Origin of the sequence: Kribbella pratensis (assembly GCF_004366075.1) — a bacterium.
Taxonomy (GTDB): domain Bacteria; phylum Actinomycetota; class Actinomycetes; order Propionibacteriales; family Kribbellaceae; genus Kribbella; species Kribbella pratensis.
Window position 1 is genome coordinate 1,859,609 of the sequence record NZ_SODU01000001.1, and the last position, 18,944, is coordinate 1,878,552.

General features: G+C 66.9%; 22 protein-coding genes and 2 tRNA genes. 13 read left to right on the forward strand and 11 right to left on the reverse strand.

What is annotated here, in order from left to right:
• Nucleotides 1-55 precede the first annotated feature (55 nt).
• Complete coding sequence (locus EV137_RS08790) at nucleotides 56-760, forward strand: M50 family metallopeptidase (RefSeq protein ID WP_133781438.1); 705 nt, start codon at nucleotides 56-58, stop codon at nucleotides 758-760.
• Here the strand turns inward: EV137_RS08790 and EV137_RS08795 are convergent.
• The 3 genes from EV137_RS08795 to EV137_RS08805 form a co-directional block, all read right to left on the reverse strand.
• Nucleotides 757-1,509 carry a DUF5995 family protein gene (locus tag EV137_RS08795; RefSeq protein WP_134127708.1) on the reverse strand — a complete coding sequence of 251 codons (753 nt, stop codon included), beginning with the start codon at nucleotides 1,507-1,509 and terminating at the stop codon, nucleotides 757-759. The genes EV137_RS08790 and EV137_RS08795 overlap by 4 nt on opposite strands.
• A gap of 95 nt (nucleotides 1,510-1,604) precedes the next feature.
• On the reverse strand, nucleotides 1,605-3,125 hold the full coding sequence (locus EV137_RS08800) for a phospholipase C (protein WP_134127710.1): 1,521 nt from the start codon (nucleotides 3,123-3,125) through the stop codon (nucleotides 1,605-1,607).
• A gap of 167 nt (nucleotides 3,126-3,292) precedes the next feature.
• Nucleotides 3,293-4,318: an aldo/keto reductase gene (locus EV137_RS08805; RefSeq protein ID WP_134127712.1), complete on the reverse strand. Its 1,026-nt coding sequence runs from the start codon at nucleotides 4,316-4,318 to the stop codon at nucleotides 3,293-3,295.
• 49 nt (nucleotides 4,319-4,367) lie between these two features.
• On the opposite strand from EV137_RS08805, the gene EV137_RS08810 reads away from it, so the two are divergent.
• Complete coding sequence (locus EV137_RS08810; RefSeq protein WP_134127714.1) at nucleotides 4,368-4,868, forward strand: mycothiol transferase; 501 nt, start codon at nucleotides 4,368-4,370, stop codon at nucleotides 4,866-4,868.
• Here EV137_RS08810 and EV137_RS08815 read toward each other — a convergent pair.
• Genes EV137_RS08815 through EV137_RS08825 form a run of 3 tightly spaced genes read right to left on the reverse strand, consistent with a single transcriptional unit; the run spans nucleotide 4,861 to nucleotide 7,664 of the window.
• The gene (locus EV137_RS08815) at nucleotides 4,861-5,985 is read right to left on the reverse strand and encodes a hypothetical protein (RefSeq protein WP_134127716.1); all 1,125 of its coding nucleotides are present in this window, start codon (nucleotides 5,983-5,985) and stop codon (nucleotides 4,861-4,863) included. The two genes, EV137_RS08810 and EV137_RS08815, sit on opposite strands and share 8 nt — an antisense overlap.
• 1 nt (nucleotide 5,986) lies before the next feature.
• Entirely contained in the window at nucleotides 5,987-6,856 is an 870-nt protein-coding gene (locus tag EV137_RS08820) for an exodeoxyribonuclease III (protein WP_134127718.1), read from the reverse strand.
• 31 nt (nucleotides 6,857-6,887) lie between these two features.
• Nucleotides 6,888-7,664: a uracil-DNA glycosylase family protein gene (locus EV137_RS08825; RefSeq protein ID WP_134127720.1), complete on the reverse strand. Its 777-nt coding sequence runs from the start codon at nucleotides 7,662-7,664 to the stop codon at nucleotides 6,888-6,890.
• A 95-nt stretch (nucleotides 7,665-7,759) separates the two neighbouring features.
• On the opposite strand from EV137_RS08825, the gene EV137_RS08830 reads away from it, so the two are divergent.
• The 8 genes from EV137_RS08830 (at nucleotide 7,760) to EV137_RS08865 (ending at nucleotide 13,303) form a co-directional block, all read left to right on the forward strand.
• Nucleotides 7,760-9,253: an amidohydrolase family protein gene (locus EV137_RS08830; RefSeq protein ID WP_166679801.1), complete on the forward strand. Its 1,494-nt coding sequence runs from the start codon at nucleotides 7,760-7,762 to the stop codon at nucleotides 9,251-9,253.
• A 47-nt stretch (nucleotides 9,254-9,300) separates the two neighbouring features.
• A complete protein-coding gene (locus tag EV137_RS08835; RefSeq protein WP_133999804.1) occupies nucleotides 9,301-9,624 on the forward strand; it encodes an ArsR/SmtB family transcription factor in 324 nt (107 codons plus the stop codon).
• Nucleotides 9,617-10,153 carry an SRPBCC family protein gene (locus tag EV137_RS08840; RefSeq protein WP_134127725.1) on the forward strand — a complete coding sequence of 179 codons (537 nt, stop codon included), beginning with the start codon at nucleotides 9,617-9,619 and terminating at the stop codon, nucleotides 10,151-10,153. The genes EV137_RS08835 and EV137_RS08840 overlap by 8 nt, the downstream gene beginning before the upstream one ends.
• Nucleotides 10,154-10,250: 97 nt before the next feature.
• Nucleotides 10,251-11,135 (forward strand): sigma-70 family RNA polymerase sigma factor, encoded by an 885-nt coding sequence (locus EV137_RS08845; protein WP_134127727.1) that lies wholly within the window; start codon nucleotides 10,251-10,253, stop codon nucleotides 11,133-11,135.
• Nucleotides 11,136-11,168: 33 nt separating this feature from the next.
• On the forward strand, nucleotides 11,169-11,708 hold the full coding sequence (locus EV137_RS08850; RefSeq protein ID WP_238175177.1) for a hypothetical protein: 540 nt from the start codon (nucleotides 11,169-11,171) through the stop codon (nucleotides 11,706-11,708).
• 94 nt (nucleotides 11,709-11,802) lie between these two features.
• Nucleotides 11,803-11,875: transfer RNA gene (locus EV137_RS08855), tRNA-Asn, on the forward strand.
• 104 nt (nucleotides 11,876-11,979) lie between these two features.
• Complete coding sequence (locus EV137_RS08860) at nucleotides 11,980-12,534, forward strand: DUF4232 domain-containing protein (protein ID WP_134129458.1); 555 nt, start codon at nucleotides 11,980-11,982, stop codon at nucleotides 12,532-12,534.
• A gap of 106 nt (nucleotides 12,535-12,640) precedes the next feature.
• Complete coding sequence (locus EV137_RS08865) at nucleotides 12,641-13,303, forward strand: hypothetical protein (RefSeq protein WP_133999818.1); 663 nt, start codon at nucleotides 12,641-12,643, stop codon at nucleotides 13,301-13,303.
• A 109-nt stretch (nucleotides 13,304-13,412) separates the two neighbouring features.
• Here EV137_RS08865 and EV137_RS40455 read toward each other — a convergent pair whose 3' ends face one another.
• Entirely contained in the window at nucleotides 13,413-13,550 is a 138-nt protein-coding gene (locus EV137_RS40455) for a hypothetical protein (protein ID WP_166679802.1), read from the reverse strand.
• Between the two features lie 128 nt (nucleotides 13,551-13,678).
• On the opposite strand from EV137_RS40455, the gene EV137_RS08870 reads away from it, so the two are divergent.
• A tRNA-Ile gene (locus EV137_RS08870) sits at nucleotides 13,679-13,752 on the forward strand.
• Here EV137_RS08870 and EV137_RS08875 read toward each other — a convergent pair.
• On the reverse strand, nucleotides 13,750-14,199 hold the full coding sequence (locus EV137_RS08875; protein WP_134127729.1) for a hypothetical protein: 450 nt from the start codon (nucleotides 14,197-14,199) through the stop codon (nucleotides 13,750-13,752). The two genes, EV137_RS08870 and EV137_RS08875, sit on opposite strands and share 3 nt — an antisense overlap.
• 357 nt (nucleotides 14,200-14,556) lie before the next feature.
• Between EV137_RS08875 and EV137_RS41965 the strand changes: the two genes are divergently transcribed.
• The gene (locus tag EV137_RS41965; protein ID WP_134127731.1) at nucleotides 14,557-15,306 is read left to right on the forward strand and encodes a winged helix-turn-helix domain-containing protein; all 750 of its coding nucleotides are present in this window, start codon (nucleotides 14,557-14,559) and stop codon (nucleotides 15,304-15,306) included.
• Between the two features lie 1,097 nt (nucleotides 15,307-16,403).
• Here EV137_RS41965 and EV137_RS08885 read toward each other — a convergent pair.
• On the reverse strand, nucleotides 16,404-16,943 hold the full coding sequence (locus EV137_RS08885; RefSeq protein ID WP_134127733.1) for a hypothetical protein: 540 nt from the start codon (nucleotides 16,941-16,943) through the stop codon (nucleotides 16,404-16,406).
• Between the two features lie 266 nt (nucleotides 16,944-17,209).
• Nucleotides 17,210-17,698: a DUF4231 domain-containing protein gene (locus EV137_RS08890; RefSeq protein WP_166679803.1), complete on the reverse strand. Its 489-nt coding sequence runs from the start codon at nucleotides 17,696-17,698 to the stop codon at nucleotides 17,210-17,212.
• Nucleotides 17,699-17,807: 109 nt separating this feature from the next.
• On the opposite strand from EV137_RS08890, the gene EV137_RS41355 reads away from it, so the two are divergent.
• Nucleotides 17,808-17,939 (forward strand): helix-turn-helix domain-containing protein, encoded by a 132-nt coding sequence (locus tag EV137_RS41355; RefSeq protein WP_238175179.1) that lies wholly within the window; start codon nucleotides 17,808-17,810, stop codon nucleotides 17,937-17,939.
• Between the two features lie 86 nt (nucleotides 17,940-18,025).
• On the opposite strand, the gene EV137_RS08900 is transcribed toward EV137_RS41355, so the two are convergent.
• Nucleotides 18,026-18,892 carry an alpha/beta fold hydrolase gene (locus EV137_RS08900; RefSeq protein WP_134127737.1) on the reverse strand — a complete coding sequence of 289 codons (867 nt, stop codon included), beginning with the start codon at nucleotides 18,890-18,892 and terminating at the stop codon, nucleotides 18,026-18,028.
• Between the last annotated feature and the right edge of the window lie 52 nt (nucleotides 18,893-18,944).

Here is an 18,944-nt window from a genome sequence, read left to right on the forward strand (position 1 = left end):
CACCGTCCACATCCCCTTCCCCAGTAGTTGACCACCTGGCTGCAAGGATGGGCGGGTGAAGGAGTTCTGGGACAACATCACGTCGGTTCAGCCGGAGCCGTCGCTCCAATTGGTCATCGGTACGGGAGTGGCCGCGCTGCTGCTGATCGCCTGGCGCCCGATCTGGAAGCACACGCGGCAGGTCGTGACGATCGCGCACGAGGGCGCGCACGGGCTGATCGCCGCGCTGGTCGGCCGCAAGCTGTCCGGGATCCGGCTGCACTCGGACACCTCCGGCGTCACGGTGTCCCGTGGCAAGCCGACCGGCGGTGGGATGATCGCCGTACTACTCGCCGGCTACCCCGGTCCCGCTCTGTTCGGCCTGGCTGCCGCGTTCGTCCTCAGTCGCGGGTACGCCGTTGCGCTGCTGTGGGGACTGCTCGCGGCGCTGGTGATTTTGCTGCTCCAGATCCGCAACCTGTTCGGGCTGTGGTCGGTGCTGGTGTTCGGCGCCGTGGTGTTCAGCGTGACGTGGTGGGGCTCTCCCTCGGTGCAGTCCACCTTCGCGCACCTGCTCACGTGGTTCCTGCTGCTGGCCGCGCCACGTGCCGTGCTGGAGTTGCAGCGCTCGCGGCGGCACGGTCAGGGACGCAGCTCCGACGCGGATCAGCTCCGGCGGCTTACCGGCGTACCGGCGTTGATGTGGGTCGGTGTGTTCGGTCTGGTCACGCTTGCTTGCCTTGCGTTGGGCGTGCTCTGGTCTGGCGTGCTCCCGAGCTAGGGAGGTGGCAGGGTGACGCCGAAGCCGGTCACTGCGAGCCGCAACAGCACCTGTCCTGGTCTGAGCAGATCCGCGACCTTCGCCGCGCTCAGCACCTCTAGCTCGCCTAGCCGCTTCTCATAGCTGCCTTGTACACGCGCCTGCTGCAGCTCGACTGTGTTGTGCCAGACCTTCTGCCGGGACTCGCGCAGGAAGCGTCGTGACGCCAGCCGGTTGAGTGGCGTGAGGACGCGATCGATCAGGCTGCGCGGGCCGGTCGCAGCGAGTTCACCGTCCTCCGCCGCGACACGTTCCGCGAGCACAGTGTCGATTCGTTCGTGATCGCGTCGGCGTTTGTCCATCAGCTGCGGATCCAGGAAGTCGTCGTCGCCGATGACCGCGAGCAACGCCTGCGGCAGGTCGTAGTTGACGTGCGCGTTGATGCCGAGCAGCACGTGCGCCAACGCAGGCAGTTCCGGCGAAGCATCGAACGCCAGGCGCCACGGGCGAGGCACGTCGCTGCCCTCCGCCGCCCGTGTCACGAGATCCGCGTCGTGGGCGCGCAGATACAGCTCGGCGAACTTCACGTCCCAGACCTCGACCCATGCCGGATCCTCGAACAAGCCCTGGTCGATCGCCCGTCCCACGGCCTGCGTGGTGCGCAGATACGTCTCCAGGAAGAACCGCCGCCGCGCAAGCTCCGGCGGCAGCTCATCGGCCCGCTGCCGCATCCGCGCCACCACGTCCCCGATCGGACTGCCATCGGTCATCGGCTCTCCTCAGGGGGAGGGATCATGCCCACACAGCTCGCGGAGGAGCGGCGTGCGCTTGGTGCGTACGCCGCTCTCCGCGTCGCTGTTGAATGTTAGTGCTCCACCGGCTGACCGGAGACCGGGTCCAGGTACAGCGCCTTGTTCTTGTGGTCGAAGTCGAACAAGGTGTTCAGCGAACCGGCCTTCTCGTCGAAGGAGTAGTTGCCGATCGGGCCGGTCTTCCAGTTGTCCTCGACGAACTTGAGGATCGAGGTCTGATCGGTCGTGGTGTGGTCGACGAAGTTCCGCTTCGCGTACGGCGAGACGACGAGCAGCGGGAGCCGCGGGCCGTACCCGCAGCGGTCGAGATAGCCGCCGGCGATCCGGGCCGGGTTCGTCCCGCAGTTCGTTCCGGTCAGTGCGTCGTGCGCGGGGTCGTTGGACTGGTTCACCACCGGGCCGACCTGGTGGTCGTACCAGCCGTCACTGTCGTCGTACGCGATCACGACGGCGGTGTTCTTCCAGTCCTTCGTCTTCTGCAGCCGGTTGATCGCGTCGACCACGAAGTGCTGCTCGTCCAGCGGGGTCGAGTAGCCGGCGTGACCGTCCTGGTACGCGGCTGCCTTCAGGTAGCTCACCGCCGGCATGCTGCCGTTGTCGACGGCGGCCCAGAAGTCCTTCAGGTCGTACTGGTGGTTCGCCGGACCGTTGTGACCGATCTCCTCGACCGATGCCGGCGGCGTGTGCTGCAGGTTCTGCGTGCTCTTGTAGTACTGGAACGGCTCGTGATGCGGGATGTAGTCGACGCTGCTGACCCCGCCGACGTCGGTGTGCTTCGCCGTACAGTCAGCGAATCCACCCTGGAACCAGCCCCAGCTGACGCCCTTCGCGTTCAGCAGGTCGCCGACGTTCTTGTTCTTCGGGTCGGTCACGGTAGAGCTGTCGCGCGTGTTGCACTTGTCGCCGGCCGGCTGCGGATCCCCGATCATCGTCCCGGTGGCGGCCGGTACGGCGTCGCCGTCCGCGCTGAAGCCGTGCGTCTGACCCGACACCAGGTTGACCGCGCCGGGAGACGACGGACCGTACGTCGTGCCGTAGGAGTTGTCGCTCATCGCGAAATGCTGGGCGTAGTTCCACAGACCGGTGACGGTGTTCCCGTCGTAATACCCCATCACCAGGCCTTTGCCGTGGCCGTAGTCGGCGCAGGTGCCGTCACCGCGCCCGACCGTCTCGACGACCTTGTCCATCAGTCCGCCGTCGACCGCCTTCTGCTCGTCGGCGTAGTTGTGGTCCTGGTCGCAGGTCTGCGCCTGGTCCCGGCCGAGCCGGAAGGGCTGGGTCGAGTTGGGATTGTTCGGCGCCGCGAGCGGGGTGTTCAGGCCGTTGACTCCCGGCGTGCCGGCGGCGGCCGTGAACGCCGGCTCGCCGGCCGGGTTCGCAGCGTTCGGGTACGTCGCGAAGTAGTGGTCGAACGACACGTTCTCCTGGAAGATCACCACCAGGTGCTCGATCGGAGTGGTCGTGGGTGCGCCTTGATTGTGGCCCAGGGCAACGGCCGGGACGGTGGCTGCGGCGACCAGCGTCGCGCCGAGTCCGGCGGCCAGGACAAGCCTGCGCCTGCTGCGAACGAACACTGCTGACTCTCCTTCAGGCTGTGCGAGCCGGGAGCCACCCCGATGGTGGCTCGTCGGCTCCCCAAGCCTCCGCCAGCGCCCCGGCCCGACGAAACCCCGAAAGACGAACTCGTGCTGAACGCCGGGGTGTTTTCCTCTCAGAATCCCTCAGCTAGCTGAGGATTCTCTCAGGAGCGCCCACCGGCGATCGGTCGCCCGCGTTGGGCCATGCCTGGTCCGCCGTACGGGTAGTCGGCCGCGCCCGGATCGCTGGCCTCGTCGAGTTTCGCGGTCTCCTCCGGGGTGAGGTGCAGGTCCGCCGCGGCCAGGTTGTCGTCGAGCTGTTCGAGCGTGCGCGCGCCGAGGATCACCGACGTGATCGCGGGCCGGTCGACCAGCCACGCGAGCGCGACCTGTGCCATCGAGATCCCGCGGGCCTCGGCGATCTCGCGGACCGCGTCGACCACGTCGCGGACGCGTTGGTTTCGGCTGCGGCGGTACCAGGACTCGACACCGCGGTCCGGGTTCTCACCGAGCCGCGTCGCACCTGCCGGCTCCTCCTCGAACGAGTACTTGCCGGTCAGCCATCCGCCACCGAGCGGCGACCAAGGCAGCAGACCCAGCCCGTTCTCCTGCGCGGCCGGGACGATCTCCCACTCGATCTCCCGGACGAGCAGGTTGTACTGCGGCTGGAGCGTGACGAGCGGCGACCATCCGCGGTGCGCGATCAGGTCGCAGGCCTTCTGCAACTGCCATCCGGTGAAGTTCGACAGGCCGCCGTACGAGATCTTGCCGGCGCGTACGGCGTCCTCGAGGAAGCTGAGCGTCTCCTCGAGCGGCGTGACCGGGTCCCAGGCGTGCAGTTGGTACAGGTCGATGTGGTCCACCCCGAGTCGTTGCAGCGACGCCTCCAACGCCTTGCGGAGGTGCCGACGCGACGTACCGACGTCGTTCGGCCCGTCACCGGTCGGGAACCGGCCCTTCGTCGCGAGAACGACGTCGGCGCTCTTCTTCGCCAGCCAGCGGCCGACGATCTCCTCGGACACCCCGGCCGTGTACACGTCCGCGGTGTCGACAAAGTTGCCGCCCGCCTCGACGTACCGGTCGAGCTGCGCGTGCGCCCCGGCCTCGTCGGTCTCGTTGCCGAACGTCATGGTGCCGAGCGCGTACGTCGAGACAACGGCGCCACTCGCGCCGAGAGTGCGATATTCCACGGTTCTCCCTCTCGTTGAACTGTCTGTAGCGAAGACTACGGTGGCAGGTATGAAGACAAGTGAACTGCTCCTCGACGCACACAGCAGGGTCCAGGAGGTCCTGCACGACGTCGTGACCGGGCTCGACGACAAGACGCTCACGACGCGGCCGAGTGACACGGCGAACTCGATCGCCTGGCTGGTCTGGCACCTGACCCGGGTTCAGGACGACCACCTGGCGGACGCCGGCGGGTACGAGCAGGTCTACACCGCCGACGGATGGTTCGAGCGGCTCGGACTGCCGCTCGACGAGGCCGACACCGGGTATGCGCACACGTCCGACCAGGTCGGGCTCGTGAAGCTCTCGGCGGATCAGCTGCTCGGGTACTACGACGCCGTCCACGCCCGGACCGCGGAGTTCCTGCGGACGCTGACCGACGACGACCTCGACCGGATCGTCGACCGTCGATGGAACCCGCCGGTCACGCTCGGAGTGCGGCTGGTGAGCGTGATCGACGACTGCGCGCAGCACTCGGGCCAGGCGGCGTACGTGAAGGGTCTGATCAGCTGAGCGTGGTCTGCCAGAGCGAGGTGCCGGCGATCAGGTAGAGCTTGCGATCCGGCATCAGTACGGCGTCGGTCACCTTGCCCTCCGGCCCTACCGCGTCCTGGACGGTCCACTGCCCGTCCCGGCCGGTGAGCACCTTCACCTTGTTGTCCTGAGCAACGACCTGGACGACCTTGTCGCCGTCGAGGATCGGCGGCGGCAGCTTGTCCTTGTCCCCCACCGGGATCGACGGCACGCCTTGGAGCCGCTTCGCCGTCCCGGAGGCATCGAGCTGCCAGATCGCGAGCTGACCGTCGACGTACCCGGAGATCACGCAGTCCTTCGCGCAGGTCGCGGTCTTGGCCTGACTACGGCCGCCGGGATCGGGCAGCACGATCCGGGTCCAGCCCTGGTTGAGCTTGGTGGATCGCCAGACCGCCGCCTCCTGAGCGACGGTGCCGGGCTCGAGCCGGACCTGCGACCCGACGAGGACGATGCCGTCGCCGAGCGTCGTACCGAAGCCCGGCCCGACCAGGAGGGACGGCGTACTTTGCAACGCGGTCTTCGACGGGTCCTGTCTGACCCATTTGCCGTCGCTCTGCGGCAGCCAGACCATCGCGTCGTTGCCCGTCTGCACGCCGCCCCAGGAGCCGAGCAGCGCGCCGCCGCTCGGGGTGATGACGGCGCTGTACAGGTCGCCGGCGTCCTGGCCGCCGAAGGTGAAGAAGTTCTGGGGCTTCTCGACGAGTCCGGTTTGCGGAGTGCCGGTCCAGACCGTCCAACGGGTGTTGGAGTGCGCGCCGCCGGAGGCTCCACCGAGCGCGAGGAGCTGCTTGCCGTCGTACGCGATCGAGTACCAGATCGCCTCGAAGGCGTACGGGCTGGCCGGGTTGGGCTTCACCGTGATCGGTGTGCGCTTACCCGTGCTGTCGAGGAGTTGGAGTTCCGGGACGACTTTGGCACCGCGGTGCCGCAGACCGACCAGCAACTGCTTGTCGTTGGCGGTCAGCGTGACAGGCTCCGCCGGGCCGACATCGACCTTGGTCCAGGCGATCGGCTGCGGCTTGTCGTCAGCCTTGTCGTCACTGCAGGCGGTGAGGGTCGCGAGCACCAGGATCGCGACCGCAGCGAAGCGCCGCATGTCAGCGGCTCTGCGGAAGCTTGGTGGTCTTCTTCCGGCCGGTCCGCGGCGCGGACGGCGGTGGCACGACCGGACCGATGTCGCCATCCGGTGCGGTGTCGAGATCGATGATCACCGGGGCATGGTCGCTCGGGCCGGTGCCCTTACGTGCCTTACGGTCGATCCACGCGGCCTTGACCCGCTCGGCGACCGGTTCGGTGGCCAGCATCAGGTCGATCCGCATGCCGAGGTCCTGATGGAACATGCCCGCGCGGTAGTCCCAGTAGCTGAAGATGCGGTCGTCCGGCCAGCGGTCGCGGACGACGTCGTGCAGGTCCTTCGCGGCCATCAGTTCCGCGAGCGCCTGCCGCTCGGGCGGGGTCACATGCGTCTGACCGACGTACGCCGCGGGATCGAAGACGTCGGCGTCGGTCGGAGCGATGTTCATGTCACCGCAGACGATCTGATCGGCCGGTCCGCTCGCCACGACTTCGGTCAGCGCCGCCAGCCAGGCGAGTTTGTAGTGGTAGTGATCGGAGTCCGGGACGCGGCCGTTCGGCACGTAGAGCGAGTGGACACGGATGCCGCCGCAGGTCGCCGCGATCGCGCGCGGCTCCGGGTCCGGGAAGCCCGGCGCGCCCTCCACGCCGATCACCACGTCCTCGAGTCCGACCTTCGACAGCAGGGCGACACCGTTCCACTGCGGGGCGCCGTACAGGCCGGTCTCGTAGCCGCGGGCGGTCAGCTCTTCACCCAGGAGTGCGGTGAACGCGTCGTCCGCCAGCTTCGTCTCCTGCAGGCACACCACATCCGGCTGCCGCTCGTCGAGCCAGTCGAGCAGCCGCGGCATCCGCTGCTTGACCGAGTTCACATTCCACGTGGCGACTCGCATCCGACCAAGGTAGCGCCAGCCACGGACCATTTCAGCCGAGCTTCGGCGCCCGCCAGACGAGAGTGTTCAACAGGTCGGTGCCGGGACGTTCGACACTGTTGTTGTGCCGCGGTTTGTCCTTGCGTCCCCAGGCGTCGTTCCCCAGCCACGACGGTACGCCGAACGGCAGGTCCCGCGGCGGGATCGGCGCATAGTCGGACTCGGCGAACTTCACGCCGTAGTTGGGGACCGTGTTGTCGCCGTCCGGATCCGGCGTCACGATCGTCCGCAGCTCGGTGATCGCGTTCCGCCAGCTGTCGATCAGCACCTTCGGGCTGCGGCTCGACGGGTGCGGCACCTCGAACAGCGGTATGTCGGGCCTGTCGGCCCACAGCTGAACGGCTGAGCGCGCCTGGGCGCCGAACGCGACGATCGCCTGCAACTCGGGGCCGGTGATGAGGTCGAGCAAGGTGTTGCGCCAGGCGAGCTGGTCAGGCCTGGAGAGCAGTGGGGCCGCTTGCTGTGCGCGAGACGGTCTGAGCGCGTAGGCGTAGGCGTTGACCAGTGCGTAGCTGCGAGTCAGGCCGAGCTTGCCCAGGAAGCCCTGCACGCGCTGACCGGCGTCGCCGACCAGCGTGCGGCCCGCGATGCGTTCGGTCGGGCCCGGGTCGGACGCGATCGCGAGCAGCCGCGCCTTGCGATTGAGCCGTCCCCGGTAGAAGACCGGGCCCCAGTCGTACCAGAACAATTCCCGGAAATCCGCGTAACTGGGAACTTTCGCGAAGTGCCGCGCCACCATGACCGGCGGGCCTGGATCGAAATCACCCATCGAACTACCTCCCCCTCGGCGATACGCTCATGATCAGGGGCGGCAACGGGGATTCTACGGGAGGGTGGGCCATGTTTGTACTGCGTGGAACCGTGATGACGATGCGATCGGGCGGGGAAGTTCTGTCCGGCGGCGCGGTGTACGTCGGTGACGACGGGCTGATTGCGGCGGTCACGCCGTTGGATCCCGTCCCGGCGGGATTCGGCAACGCGCCGCGAATCGCCGCGGGCGGGTTGATCTGCCCGGGACTGATCGATTTGCACAACCATTTGATGTACAACAGCCTGCCCTTGTGGACGGAGCCTTCACGCACGGTTCCGTGGACCTCGCACAACCAGTGGGGCCGCGCGCCGACGTACAGCAAACAGATCAGCCAGCCGGCCCGCCTGCTCGGCGCCACCGCGGGGCGGGCGCTGCTGCGGTACGTCGAGACGCGGGCGATCGTCGGCGGTACGACGTCGATCCAGGGGAACCCGCGCGGCGCCGTACCGCCGGACAACGACCTGATCCGCAACATCGACTCGGAGAAACTCGGGACGCACGACGATTTCATCCGGGTCAGCACGCTCGTTGCCGACAGTGCGGCAGCGCTCGCGCCGTACGCCGCCGCCGTGCAGGCGGGGCGTGGATTCATCGCGCATTCGGCGGAGGGGTCGGATCCGAAACTGCGCTCCGAGTTCCGGCTGCTGGCCGACGTCGGCGTGGTGAAACCGCAGTTGGTCGCGATTCACGGCGGAGCCTTGAATGCCGATGATTTCGCGGCGCTGAAGGCGGGGAATTCGAGTCTGGTCTGGTCACCGTTCTCGAACTTTTGGTTGTACGGGGCAACGGCCGATGTGAAAGCCGCGCACGCGGCCGGGGTGCGGTTGTGCCTCGGGTCCGACTGGGCGCCGTCGGGGACGCGAAATGTCCTGTGGGAGTTGAAGGTTGCCGATCTGTGGAACAAGACACATTCGGTCTTCACCGACGAAGAACTGGTCCGGATGGTGACGTCGAATCCCGGTGAGGCGTTGTCCGGCGTCTGGCCGCGTCCGATCGGCCGGCTCGAGCCCGGCGCACTCGCGGACCTGGTCGTCGTACGGCGTTCTGCGGCAGGTACGTACCGCAGTGTGATCGAGGCAACCGAGGCCGACATCCGGCTGGTGGTTGTCGGTGGTCGGGCCCGTTATGGCCTCCGGTCGCTGATGACACCGCTCGCGCCGGAGGCGACGCCGATCAAGGTCGGCCGACTGTCGCGCGCAATCGACTACGGCGACCCGACTGTCACCTGGAAGACCGTGGTTGCAGACCTGGAGAAGATCCGCAGCGACCCGGCCGCGGCGTCGGCTCGCGCAGCTGCCACCTTCGCGGGTTTTGCTGGGGATGGTTTTGCCGGGAACGGTTTCGCCGACTCGTTCGTGTTGTTGCCGGACATGCCCGCGCCCGAGGTCGAGGACGAGATCCTCCGCGGCGGTCCTCCCACCCCCTCCCCCGACCCGGTCACCATCCCGCCGTTGGAGCCCTTGACCACCGGCACGGCCTGGTTCGACGCGGTCGACGCGAACCCGTTCCACAACGGCCTCCTCAGCGGCCTCCGGGCGTACGCCTGAGATATATCACTTGAACTCTATATACGCTTGCTGTAATACTTCTCGGCATGGACGTGTTCGAGGCGATCGCGGAGCCGAGCCGGCGGGAAGTACTCGATCTGCTCGCGGAGCGGGAGCGACCGGCCGGTGAACTGGTGGAGCATCTGCACCGGCTGACGCAGCCGGCGGTGTCGCGGCACCTGCGGATCCTGCGTGAGGTCGGGCTGGTCGACGTACGGCCGGAGGGCCAGAAGCGGATCTATGTGCTGCGCGCCGACCGGCTGATCGAGATCGAGAACTGGATCAGCCGGTACCGCAAGTACTGGCCGCGGCACCTCGACGCCCTCGAGCAGCATCTGGCCGACAACCCCGAGGAGCATCCGCATGACTGACCACTTGACCGGCTCTGACCGCTTGACCGGTTCTGACCGCTTGGGCGAGCTCGCCATCGACGGCGACCGCGCCACCATGACCTTCCGGCGCCACCTTCCGTACCCGATCGAGCGGGTGTGGGCCGCGCTCACCGATCCTCTCGAACGCAAGGCCTGGTTCGGCGAGACCGTGATCGACGGACGCACCGGCGGCAGCATCGAGATGATCCCGACGGATCCCCCGGCGGCGCCGGACGCCAAGCGGCTGACCGGCCGGATCCTCGTCTGGGACCCGCCGCACGTCCTCGAGCACGAGTGGCGCCAGCGCATCGTCGAGGACGGTGTCGTGCGGTACGAGCTCCGCCCGGACGGCGACGGGACGTTGCTCACCTTCACCCACACCGGCCTGTCCGAGCAGAACGCCCGCGGCTTCATTCCCGGCACGCACGCCTTCTTCGACCGGCTCGAGGCCTGGCTCGACGACGCCGAGATCCCCGACTGGTCCGACCGATACGCCGCGCTCGCGCCGTCGTACCCCGCCTGGATCTGACTCGATGTAGTTATCCACATACTCGAAGTCACCGGTCCTGAGTGGGTCGAATCGCGGCACTCTCTTTGGCAAGGAGATTGGCGGCGAAGGGTCCGGAATGGGAGATCTCGACTGTGAACCGGCGGACATCACCGCGCTGGTGGCGTACCTGCGTGACATCGGACAGCACGAACTACTGACCTTGGAGGAGGTGAACGAGCACTCGTACTGGATCGAGGCCGGCCTGCTGGCGGCGGAGCGCCTGGCCGGCGATCCGGGGCGGCACGATCCGCGCGACCTGCAGAAGGTGGTCGCGCTCGGGCGGCACTCCTGGCAGCGGATGATCGAGGGCAACCTGCGCCTGGTCGTGTCCCTCGCCCGGCGGTACGGCGGGAAGGGCATCTCATTGCTCGACTTGATCCAGGAGGGGAACATCGGGCTGATGCGGGCGGTCGAGCGGTTCGACCATCGGCTCGGGCACCGGTTCTCGACGTACGCGATCTGGTGGATCCGGCAGTCGATCGGGAGGGCGATCTCGGACCGGTCGCGCCTGGTCCGGATGCCGGCCCAGGCGTACGCCGACGCGTCCCGGGTGGCGTCGGCGCGCCACGACCTGACCCAAGAGCTGGGACGTGAACCCGGTACGCCGGAACTCGCGCGGGCGACCGGGCTGAGCATCGCGCGGATCGAGCGGGCTCAGGCGTGGCGGCTGCAACCCGAGACGCTCGATCTCGACGACACCGACCCGGTCATCGACGACGACCCGATCGTCCTGCGAGCCGCCCTGCGCCGGGACCTTGCCCATCACCTCCAGTTTCTCGACGACCTGCACCAGTCCGTGCTCCACCGCCGGTACGGGCTGCACGGTCATATCCCGTCCACTGCTGAGGAGATCGCCACGCAACTGGGACTGAACACAGCGAAGGTCCGCGCCCTGGAGCGAGAAGCCCTGCGCCAACTCCGCCGCCGAGCCCTCCCCCAACTCCGCGACTACGTCGCCTGATCGGCTTCTTGGGGTGGCTGGGATGATGTGGGTGTGAGACTTCTGCGTAGTCCCTGGCCGCGCGAGCTGGGCGCGGCCGTGTCGGCCGCCGCCCGTGAGTCGACGGGGAGCAAGGAAGATGTCCTGGCCGCCGTCGAGCTGACGAACGGCCGCTGGGTCGCCGGCACCCGCGCCGCCGTCTACCTCCCGTCGGACGCCGCCGACGCCGACCGCCGGGTCGGCTGGGAGAAGATCGAGCGCGCCAACTGGGACTCCGAGGCATCGGTCCTGCACGTCTACGAGACCACCGATTTCGGCACCCCGCTGCGCGCCACGGAGCTCAAGGTCGAGGACCCGGGCCGCTTCGGCCAGCTCCTCCGCGAGCGCGTCGACGCGAGCATCGTCGTACAGCGTCATGTCCCGCTGTCCGGCAAGCGCGGCGTACGCATCGTCGGCCGCCGCAACCCGGCCGCCACCGACGCACCCGTCACCTGGAACTTCGTTCTGGACAAGGGATTGGAGCCCACCCAGCCCGGCGTCGTGGACGCGGCCGAGGCTGCCCTCCGGCAGGTCCGCGACGAGTTCGGAATCTGACCCGGCAGCGGCCAGAATCCCGTTTTTGTAGTTCGCCGCCCGCCTGCTAACCTACTCAGGTCCTCGGGGATCGAGGGCTCGAGCACCACCACGATCCCGCGTAGCTCAATTGGCAGAGCAGCCGGCTGTTAACCGGCAGGTTACTGGTTCGAGTCCAGTCGCGGGAGCAACACACCAGCCGGGCCTCCACAGGAGCCCGGCTTCTGCATTTTCCGGACCTCAACCACGGGGCAGGTAAGTTCGGGGAATGCATCGCTGCGGGTGGGTGGGGATGGTCGGTGGGCTCGTCCTGCTGACGAGCTGCGGAACTGAGGCAGCGGGCGGGCCAGGTGGAGGGCCGACGTCGGCGAGCGTGAGTACGCCGACTCCGACAGTGGGGCGGCGCACGCCGACCCCTCCCCCGCCAACCTGTCCCGCATCGGGCGCGATGATCACCATCGGGCCCGTTGAGCCGGCCCTCGGACATCGAGCCGTCGTACTCAAGCTGACGAACTGCCGGACCGCCCCGATCACCGTCAACGGCTACCCGGACGTTGCCGTACTCAACGCTCGCCGACGAACGATGAACGTGACGATCGCGCACGGTACGTCGTACATGGCAAGGGACCCAGGCCCAACCCGGATCCGCCTGCGTAAAGGGGAATCGGCGCTCGCCGCAGTCTCCTGGTCCAGCACCGTGGAAGTTGCCGAGGACAAGGCCTCCGGCACCTATCTCGCCGTCGCGCGCCACCGCGGCGAGCGACCGGTGATCTCGCCGGTCGACACCGACCTCGGTACGACGGCCAAGGTCACGCTCACCGCCTGGTGCCTGAAGTTCCCGAATTGATTCGCCACGAATATATTTCGGCGTACCTATTGGCCTAGACCGGGAACTGGGCTAGCTTCCTTCCAGTATCCCGAGGGGGCCTCGGGGATGGAGGGGAAGGAACCCTGTGAACATCAAGAAGGTTTTCAACACCAAAGGTGGCCGACTGCTGGTGGCCGCCGTACTGGGGGCCGGCGTGCTGGTCGGTGTCACGGTCGCGGCGAACGGCGCCGTACGGCCGGACTGCAAAACCCTGTCGTACCCGCTCTGCCCGCGCTCGGTCGCGGCGTCGCAGGTCGTCGACAACAGCATCCCGGCCAGCAAGCTCGTGCCGGGCGATCGCGCAGCATTCCTCAAGAACACGGACATGTACGGCAAGGCCGGTGTCTCAGCCGACTTCAAGGCCGTGACGATCGACAAGATCGGCGGGTCGTTCAAGACCAACAAGACCAAGGTGGGCGAGTTCAAGCTCGAGCCCGGCACTTGGCTGCTGAACTCGACCGCGTTCTTCGCCCGCACCACCGCAGGCGCCGCAGGCACCCGGCCGCAGCTCGCCCTCCGCGTCGGCGCCTCCGACACGGCGTTCGGCACCGACTACGGCACCATCCTCGGCGCCGAGATCTCCCCCGCGAAGGACCGTGAACTGACCGGCTCCACGGTCAAGGTCGTGACCGTCGACAAGGCGACCACCGTCGAGGTCTTCGCCTTCGGCTACAACGACGACGCCAGCTCCGCCGGAAGCGGCGAGATCGCAGCCTCCGCGTCCGTCGTAGCGGTCCTGGTCGGCTGACCGACCACCAGCTCGGCCACTAGCTCGTCAACGACAAGCCATCGGCTCGTCAAGGAGACCCTGACCGCATCGCGCGGTCAGGGTCTCTTCGTGCTTCAGGAGGAAGTGTCTACTTCCCCTTCTTCCGGTCGATCGCTCGCTGGATACGTTGCGGAGGCTGACCGAGGATCTTCGCGAGCAACGGCACGCGGTACTTGTACGCCGCGATCGCGCCCACCACGAGCACCAGGAATATGAACCAGCCCATCGGGGTTCCCTTCGTCCGGACCTGCCTCCATCATGCCCGGTCCGCGGTAACCACCCCTCAGTCAAACCCCTGACCCACCCCTGGTTTCGCACCCCACCCCCACCCACCAGATACGATCTCCCGCACACGGGGCGGTAGCTCAGCTGGTTAGAGCAGGGGACTCATAATCCCTGGGCCGCGGGTTCGAGTCCCGCCCGCCCTACAGCGCATCACCGCAGGTCACGGCCACATCCGTCGTGACCTGCGGCTGATCCAGCACCGCTCGTGACATGTCCCATGACATGAATGTCGAGGTCGCCGCACGGCTGCATCGCGGACGCCGCAGGAGCGCAAGCGAGCCAACCGCCAGGACCGCGTGGCACGCGGCCCGCGGCACGCCCAGGGTCCGGGGAAGCTCAAGACCCTTCCTCACCCAGGTCGACGAAGGCCGGAACCCAACCCGAGCCAATGTCGGCCAGCTCATCGTCAAGTACTTCGAGGTCGTCGACGTCGACGTACCGACTTTGCGGAGGAACCGCTCGAAGTACAGGACCACATCAAGCCACTTCTCGATACAACGCCGCCGTCGAAATTCGGCCAGATCGGCACCGCCGTCGAGATCCTCGACTCGTTCTACGCCGAACTCCGCCGCTGCTCGGTGCCGCCGCATGTGTAAACCGCACGTGTGCAAAGGTCTCGGCGACTCAACCATTCGCGAGATCCACTGGACCCTCAGCGGCGCCCTTGATCGAGCAGTGGTGTGGGGATGGATCGCGGTGAACCCCGCCGATCATGCAAGCAAGCCCGGATTGCCCGCGCCAGATCCACACCCGCCGACTGTTGACGAAGTCGGTCGCCTGGTGACAGAAGCCTGGGAAGAGGACGATGACTGGGGCGCCTTCCTCTCCACGAAACAACGACTGGAAATCGCCGTGGGGAGATGTGCGCGCTGCGTTGGAGCGATCGCACTCGGCGGAAAGAGGCGCCACGTCGGTCCTCAACGTCCGGCGATCGATCTTCGTGAACGATGCCGACCAACTCGAGGAGGACACCAAGACGCATCAGCACCGGCGGATCGTCATGGACGCAGAGCCCGACGCAGTTCTCGACGAACACGAAGCACGCTGCCGTCAGCGCGCCGACGAGCTCGGCATCCCATTCGACCCGAACGGGTACATCTTCTCTCCAGCGCCAGACGGAAGTCGGCCACTGCATCCAGACTCCGTCAGCAAACGCTACGCCAGGATGGCAAAGCGACTCGGAATCGCACCGAGCTCGAGAACCACCGCCACTACAACGCAACCGAGCTGATCATGGCGGGCTACAACGTACGCTCCGCCGCCGGCCGCTTGGGCACTCGGGCGGTGGCACCACGACACTACGGGTCTACACGGCCTGGTGGTCCGAAGCAGACCAGCGCGCAGAAGGAGCCTCGCCCGTACGCCTTCCCACCAGGCCGTCGCCGCGTGACGCCAAGGCCTCTAAACCCGCCGTCCCTGACGTCACCGACGAAGACCTGAAGCCCTACGAGCGCATCGCAGCCGATCTCCGTGGCGCAATTGACGCCGGCATCCCGGCTCACGGCGACCCGTTGCCACCAGAGAAGATCCTGGCCGCCCGGTACGGCGTCGCCGCCAGCACGGCCCACCGCGCAGTGGCCTTGCTGGTGGCGGCAGGCCTTGTCACCGCGTCCCGCGGGAAGCGCGCGACTGTTGCCACCGGCGAGGATCCGCCTTTGGCCTCCGTCACCGATCTCAAGCCGGCAACGCGGTCATAGCGGCACGCTGGGCGCGGCGGGCAACTGGTCTCGCCTGTATTTCAGCACGTCGGGTTGGGCAGCGATCGACCCGCATCTGGCGGACCTCCCCAGAGCCACCTATGCACCTCGGAGAGCAAGCGGTTGTCCGACGCTCGCGCCATCGACAAAGTGACCTCCTGCCCATACGTGGGATGTGGACTGCGTAACACTCGAAAGGTACTGATATCCGGGGTTATATCCAGCGCCCGGCACTGCGACGTTCGGACTCTCATTAATTTCCCATTGACCACCGTTCCATCGCTCGATGAGCGTGCGTGGTTGGTTCGCAAGCCATTGGATGCCGACGGCCCATACCTCATCGCCACGGACCTCAACGTCATAGAGGGCCCCATTACCGGGGCAGTTCAGGAGTGGGGGTCTCCTGCCACGTAGCCCCGTCCCAATGCAGTGCCAAAGGCTGCCGGGTGGCGCCGTCGTGATATCCCACCGCCCAGACATCCTCGCTGCTTCCCGCTGACACGCCCAGCAGCGCGGATCTCGGCAACTTGTCGGGCCTGTCATCCAGAGGATGCCAACGCTACCCGCAGAACCGCGCGACGCCTTAATGCTCGACCGATTGATCGAATGCTTGGCCTCTAGTGTTGCGTTAGCGAAATAGCTCTACTCCGGGTTGGTTTTCGGAATCATGCGTTCGTGGCGTTGACTGTGGTGGTGGATGTGTCGCCGGGCGATCGTGAGGTGCTGGAGTTGCGGTCGACGGGCGACGGGCGTGTGGGCGAGATCGACAACGCGGTCCTTGGCGACCGCCCACCCACTTGCGGCTTTCGCCGAGCACGCGTGACAGTCGAACTGTGCAGCAGCGGATTAAAAGGGGCAATGATGCCCTAGCATCCAGCCTCTCTAGGCGACAATGGCCTCAGTTTAAAGGGCTTCTGGCCCCCACCAACTGACCCTGTTTGACTCCATTTCGCACCACGATTGATTCCACGGAGGCGATCGAGCAGCCTTGCGGAACAGCTGGAGCTCAGCCCTGACCCTCGACGCGCTCCGGACGGGGCGGTGGTTGCACCCAGAGCCTCAACCGGTCTTAGCTATGAAGGGCGGTTGTCTTGGTCCTAGCGCGCCCGGACTCGCCCACTCTTCGGGTCGGTGGCCCGTAGCCTAGCCGGCCACGGGAACTCCATGGGCTCGGAGCTCGCGGTCCACTGTTCGCCCAGTTCGCGCAGCACCGTAGTAGCGCGGTCAATGTCCTCGTCCGGATACGGACAAGGGTCTTGAGAGATGACTCCCCAACTCTCGCGCACTTGAGCGTACGGCGTCGGTAGCCGCTTCTCCACGGCTTCATGGATCACCGCCGCGATCGCCTCACTGATGCCGACACCCTTAGCGGCCTTCAGAATGCGGTCGCTACGGACCTTCGCGTCGTAGCGCGCCTTGCCCTCGATCTGAGTCATGGTCGAGAAGACCGCGCCTGCTGCGATCACGCCGAAGATCCCGTCCGCGATGCCGAACTCCCGTTCAGTCACCGCATGCGAGAGGTCGTGCGGTACGCGCCACTTGCGCGTGTACGACGAAAGCGTGAAGACTGCGCCGTCCGCCCGCCGGATCAACGTAAGGCACTCGCCGCGCGGATCATGCTGGAAGGTGAGATGCATGGCATCCAGGGTGACGCTGTGCTTACACGTGCACCAATGGTTTTCCCCGGGTTGTTACGAAGTCCTCAGCTGAGGTCCGCAGCCTATGGGTCTGCACAGCAGACCAGAAGCCGAGCCAGCGCAGTACACGTGCGACGGTTCTTATCCACGGTGCCGTCCATCGGCGGAATCCGTGTCATCGCGGCTGTCTGTGGTGCCTGATCTGTCTCGGAGTGACTGAGGTTCATTGACAGAGCCATTGACACTCCACTGGCGAGCCTGACCGTTCACTTCGGCGCTGGAAGAGGTCCTGGCTCATCTTGAGCCTTCCCGTACGAGAGCCGCCGCGCTGCCCAACCTTCACGGTCGCGCTCACAGATCTCTTCAACGATGTCCACGAGAATGCTCTCGGCGCCTGGCTGGCCATACACACTCTCGCGCGTAGCAAAGCGCGCAATCTGCCTCTCGATCGCGTAGCGCGCCTGGGTTCTGCTGGTCCACGTCTCCTTGAAGCCACCAAGGGCTCGGACTCCGTTGAGCAAGACCGCGAGTGAACCAACGATGGCAATGACCCGAGCGTCCATATCGAACGCCGCCAGCGCAGGTATCGCGGCACTTACAATCAGCGCCGACAGTTCGAGAGCGCCGTGGCGGTGCCGTGCCCTCCCTGACGCTTCGCGGTACCACTGCCACCGACCAATCACCGACGCGGGCAGCGGTTCCCCGTCGAGGCCCCGCACCTCGAGAATCCAGGCGCTACGGTCGATCTTGTGCATCTTCGCAGGCATAGGCTGAGCAACTTCCTGCAGCGGCTGGTCGGGGAGTACGTCGGCATCGGGCCCAAGTGGGTGATCCGCCGCTACCGCCTGCACGAGGTGGCCGCACATGGCAGCCGGCGAGGCGACCGACTGGGCCGCGCTGGCGGCAGACCTCGGCTACGCCGACCAGGGCCACTTCGTCCGCGACTTCAAGAACATCTTCGGCGAGCCACCGACCTGGTACGCCCAGCGGTACTGATCCATGGAACCGGCGAAACCCGAGGCGCCCGCCTCGAGGATCGAGACGGGCGCCGCACCCTGACCGTTGACAGGACGCGCTACAGATCAGCTGGTTCGCGCAGCCTGCTCGACCAGCGCGGTGACCGCCCCCGGAACCTCGAGCATGGAGAGGTGGTCGGCATTGCGCTTGACGATGATGCCGTGGGCGCGCTTGGCCATCGCCTCCTGCTCGGCGGCCGGGAGGACCTTGTCACTCGTCCCGATGAAGAAGAAGCTCCTGATCTGCTTCCACGCCGGAGCGTTCGACCGGGCCTTCAGTGCGCTCAGGGTGACCGGTAGCTGGTTGGCGGCGAGTACCTTCGTCTGCGCCGTGGGCAGCTTGGCGGCGAAGATGCTCTTGAACAGCTCGGGCTTGATGTAGGTGTCGACATCCCCCTCCGGGGCGCCCGGGTACTGCACGAAGTTGAAAACCGTGCTCGGGTCCGGAACGGCCAGGGCCGAGCCCGGCTCGGCTCCGGTGAGCTCCAGGACGCTCTCACCCTCGTCCGGTGCGAAGGCGTCCACGTAGACCAGTGCCTGGACACGCGGGATGCGGGTTGCAGCGTTGGTGATCACGCTGCCGCCGTAGGAGTGACCCACCAGCACGACCGGCCCGGTGGTTGCCTGGTCGACGAACGCTGCGACCGCAGCGGCATCGTCGTCGAGCCCGCGCAGCGGATTTGGTGCGCTCATCACGGTGTAGCCGTCGCTCTGGAGTCGCCGGGTCACCGGGGCGAAGCTGGAGTCGTCCGCCCACGCGCCGTGCACCAGAACGATGGTGGGTTTGGCGGCCGCGGAGGCCGGGCTGATGTCCGACGTCTGGCCGGTCGAGGACGCGACAGCCGGGGCGGCGACGCCCAGGGCGGCAACGGCGGCCACGGCGATCCCGGACGCCAGCAGCCTGGCCCGGTTCAGTGGTCGACGGATCGTCATAGTGTTCTCCTTGCGTGGCGCGATCGCGCCGGTTGGTGGGACCTGCGACCTC

Excerpts from the sequence above, each read along its gene's own strand:
- EV137_RS08835 (WP_133999804.1), top strand. The coding sequence starts at position 9,301 with ATGGACGTGTTCGAGGCGATCGCGGAGCCGAGCCGGCGGGAAGTACTC.
- EV137_RS08830 (WP_166679801.1), top strand. The coding sequence starts at position 7,760 with ATGACGATGCGATCGGGCGGGGAAGTTCTGTCCGGCGGCGCGGTGTAC.
- EV137_RS08815 (WP_134127716.1), bottom strand. The coding sequence starts at position 5,985 with ATGCGGCGCTTCGCTGCGGTCGCGATCCTGGTGCTCGCGACCCTCACC.
- EV137_RS08890 (WP_166679803.1), bottom strand. The coding sequence starts at position 17,698 with ATGCACAAGATCGACCGTAGCGCCTGGATTCTCGAGGTGCGGGGCCTC.
- EV137_RS08795 (WP_134127708.1), bottom strand. The coding sequence starts at position 1,509 with ATGACCGATGGCAGTCCGATCGGGGACGTGGTGGCGCGGATGCGGCAG.
- EV137_RS08810 (WP_134127714.1), top strand. The coding sequence starts at position 4,368 with ATGAAGACAAGTGAACTGCTCCTCGACGCACACAGCAGGGTCCAGGAG.
- EV137_RS08900 (WP_134127737.1), bottom strand. The coding sequence starts at position 18,892 with ATGACGATCCGTCGACCACTGAACCGGGCCAGGCTGCTGGCGTCCGGG.
- EV137_RS08820 (WP_134127718.1), bottom strand. The coding sequence starts at position 6,856 with ATGCGAGTCGCCACGTGGAATGTGAACTCGGTCAAGCAGCGGATGCCG.
- EV137_RS08845 (WP_134127727.1), top strand. The coding sequence starts at position 10,251 with ATGGGAGATCTCGACTGTGAACCGGCGGACATCACCGCGCTGGTGGCG.
- EV137_RS08885 (WP_134127733.1), bottom strand. The coding sequence starts at position 16,943 with ATGCATCTCACCTTCCAGCATGATCCGCGCGGCGAGTGCCTTACGTTG.
- EV137_RS40455 (WP_166679802.1), bottom strand. The coding sequence starts at position 13,550 with ATGGGCTGGTTCATATTCCTGGTGCTCGTGGTGGGCGCGATCGCGGCG.
- EV137_RS08840 (WP_134127725.1), top strand. The coding sequence starts at position 9,617 with ATGACTGACCACTTGACCGGCTCTGACCGCTTGACCGGTTCTGACCGC.
- EV137_RS08875 (WP_134127729.1), bottom strand. The coding sequence starts at position 14,199 with ATGCGGCGGCACCGAGCAGCGGCGGAGTTCGGCGTAGAACGAGTCGAG.
- EV137_RS41965 (WP_134127731.1), top strand. The coding sequence starts at position 14,557 with ATGCCGACCAACTCGAGGAGGACACCAAGACGCATCAGCACCGGCGGA.
- EV137_RS08825 (WP_134127720.1), bottom strand. The coding sequence starts at position 7,664 with ATGGGTGATTTCGATCCAGGCCCGCCGGTCATGGTGGCGCGGCACTTC.
- EV137_RS41355 (WP_238175179.1), top strand. The coding sequence starts at position 17,808 with ATGGCAGCCGGCGAGGCGACCGACTGGGCCGCGCTGGCGGCAGACCTC.
- EV137_RS08860 (WP_134129458.1), top strand. The coding sequence starts at position 11,980 with ATGGTCGGTGGGCTCGTCCTGCTGACGAGCTGCGGAACTGAGGCAGCG.